We start from the raw sequence: 611 nt of genomic DNA, 5'->3' as shown, positions 1-611 counted from the left end.
TGCTTCATGCTTACAGATCGTTAATATTGCATCTGACGTTATTGCCTGACCTCGATCCGCAATACCACCAACATGCCGTTTAGCGTTTTTTGCGCTTCATGCAAAGTCGACGCGAATATAGGCTGTCGCCGAAAAGGTTCCCTCTGCCGGGGCGTTTCCGGTGGTGCTAATCGGCGCGGCGTGAAAGGTCACCGTCGCCTGCATATTGTCATCCAGTTGGAAAGGAATCAGGCCGCTGTTCGGCTCAATCACCTTGCCGCTGTCATCGGTGATCTGCACGCCGACATCGTCGTTGCTGGTCTTAATCGCCGCCGGTTCATCCGTCGAGGCTTCCGCCTGGAAGCGCAGGGTTAAGCTGGCGTTAGCATCCATCCCGTTACATTTAATCGGCACGGTGATGGTTTTCGGCGTATAGCCGGTGGGCATCTGGCCCTTGTTTTTAAACTCACCCGACATAAAGGAGCCAAAATCAACGGTCACAATTTGCCCGGCGTTAACGGAGCAGGTTTGGGGGACGATAACGTTACCCGATAAATAAACCGAGGTTATAGGGGTGTCACCATAAGCGCCAGTTGCAGAGCGCCCCACATAAATATCTGCGACTTTTAGAT

1 protein-coding gene is annotated in these 611 nt (G+C 52.7%); it reads right to left on the bottom strand.

All coding sequences use genetic code 11. The features are described 5' to 3' along the window. Positions 1–96 precede the first annotated feature (96 nt). The coding region (locus FQK12_RS00025) for a fimbrial protein (protein ID WP_222435532.1) at positions 97–611 on the bottom strand (515 nt) is incomplete at its 5' end.

This window comes from Klebsiella sp. ME-303 (genome assembly GCF_007910085.1).
Taxonomy (GTDB): Bacteria; Pseudomonadota; Gammaproteobacteria; order Enterobacterales; family Enterobacteriaceae; genus Klebsiella; species Klebsiella michiganensis.
This window is presented reverse-complemented; position numbering and strand designations above follow the sequence as displayed.